The 1,920-nt window shown below is 53.3% G+C and carries 1 protein-coding gene; it reads right to left on the minus strand.

What is annotated here, in order from left to right:
* A partial coding sequence (locus ACRDDY_RS17120) for a DEAD/DEAH box helicase family protein (RefSeq protein WP_438566144.1) occupies positions 1–1,634 on the minus strand: 1,634 nt, incomplete at its 3' end.
* Positions 1,635–1,920 lie beyond the last annotated feature (286 nt).

Here is a 1,920-nt window from a genome sequence, read left to right on the forward strand (position 1 = left end):
TTGCGGTAAATCTCCCCGTCGCTCAACCCTGCCGCACGTTGCGCACCTGCCCAGTGTGCCAGCACGTCACGCAGTTCGCCGACCACGCCTTGGCGCACAATGTGACGTTTGACGTTTGCCATGATGCCAATTTGTGGCATACCGCGGCCGGCCAATTGCGCATGGTAATCCTGCGGCGACATATCCACCCGTGCAACATCGGCACGCATTTGTGCAAAAGCGGTGGGGTCTAACTCGGTGATATCGCCGTCCACAAATTCCACAGTGGTACGACCTTCCGGCTCTGGAATAGCTGTACCGCAGTACGGGCACACTTTGCGGAATCGCTCAAACGGTTGGGAGCATCCGGTACAGATACGCAGAGGTGGCGCATCTGACTTACCCGGTGCACGTTTCTCGCGGCGGTCGAGTGTCCATTCGCGGTGACATACTTCAATCTTCGTCTCACCGTCAGCATATGTTACGACCGTACAGTGCTGGGCGATGTTCCCAACGTGGTCAACGTACCGACCGAATAATTTTCCTTCTTTCAGTCGTAACGCACGCCCCACACGTTGAACAAATCGTCCGAACGAACCTGTAGCCGCCACATCCTGTACAGCTTCAACGGCTGGGAGATCGAAGCCCTCATCGAACAATGAGACGTTAATGAGAACCATTATCTTTTTGTTTTTGAACTCACGGATCGCCGCTTGCCGCTCATCATCCGGTGTACCACCGTGCAGACACTTAGCGGGAATGCCGGCAGTGTTGTACTGACTTTCCAATTCGTAAGCTGTCTTTACGTCCGGCGCGAACACAATGGTGAGCATGCCACCCAGCAGCTTTTTGTACATTGTGACCACATCGCCAACTACCTTACCGTCGGTATGCGTCACAAGGTTTGACGTCGCGACAGCCTTGGACACGCTGGACGCAATGAAATCACCGGTTGTACTACTCACCTTCAAACTGTCACGGTCAAAGTTACTCGGCGGTGCGTACAATTTATAGTCGGTCAAGTTACCACTCTTGATCAGGTCGCGCATTGTGGGACCAATCACCATCGTGTCGAACACACCGTCAGCGTGTCGCCCTAACCCCTCACCACTCGCACGACAAGGCGTGGCCGTCACCCCTAAACCTCGCGAATTCGGGAACATGTTGACCGCTTTACCCCATTTATTATCACGTAAGACGTGATGCGCCTCATCCATGACCCACAACTTCACAGTAGGTAACCAGTTGGCGAGCTGCTTCTCGCGACGAATGAGTGTATCAACACCGGCCACCGCGCAACGACTGTTAGGGTCGTAATAGTTCGCGCCGACCTCTTCCATATGTAGACGAACGATCATCTTGATGACGTTTTGCGGCCCCACAATACGGTGGCGCACTCTGTTACGTGCCAGTGCAAGACTAATCTGGCTGACCAATTCCTGACGGTGAGCAATCGCACACGTTGCACCAGGTTCGTCCGCGATGATAGAGCTGAACAGGACAGTCTTTCCCGCACCGGTCGGTAGCACCGCCAGCACGTTGGTGTGACCATTCACCCACTCATGTTCAACACGGTCACGTACATCCTGCTGATACGGACGTAACGTAACCCGCGCAACCGCATCAGCGACTAATGTGCGGTGTAGGTTGCTCATCACTTCGCCCCCAGTGGAATGGACACAATAATGTGGTCGCCACGACGGGTAATTTCAGTCTTACCAACCGTAAAGTGTGGTTCATAGACCGCACGCAGCCGTGCAACCGTGTTACGGACTGCATCAATTCGGTCAGTCGCCGCGAATGTGAGTTCGATATTATGCGTCATTTTATTTTCGCTCCGTGTGTTGACAGTAATGTCATACTCGCATAATATGACCACATCGTCAAGTACAAACCACAACGGAGTAAGACATGAACACCAACAACACATTCACACTCACC

It is taken from the genome of Clostridium sp., assembly GCF_051656525.1.
In the GTDB taxonomy this organism is placed as follows: domain Bacteria; phylum Bacillota; class Clostridia; order Clostridiales; family Clostridiaceae; genus Clostridium.